General features: G+C 49.5%; 1 protein-coding gene. It reads right to left on the bottom strand.

Annotated elements, in window-relative coordinates:
- Window positions 1-204 (bottom strand): terminase large subunit domain-containing protein (locus MO867_RS23490; protein ID WP_252473590.1); only part of this gene is annotated, 204 nt, incomplete at both ends.

Below are 204 nucleotides of genomic sequence, written 5' to 3' on the forward strand. Positions count from 1 at the left end.
TGCGGCTGGCGGAAAGGAATATCTGATTGTCACCTGTGATTATGGCGTCTTCAAACGCTTCCCAGGCAAAATAATATGTGGCGCCTATCTGGCGTGATTTGAGTATAAAGCGGGTGCGCTCGCTCTTGTGATCGTGCCAGCGATGCTGATAGCCGTAGAATAATTCTTTGCGAATCTCTTCCAGCTGCTCCGCTGTGATTTCAC

Origin of the sequence: Microbulbifer okhotskensis, from assembly GCF_023895975.1 — a bacterium.
GTDB classification, from domain to species: domain Bacteria; phylum Pseudomonadota; class Gammaproteobacteria; order Pseudomonadales; family Cellvibrionaceae; genus Microbulbifer; species Microbulbifer okhotskensis.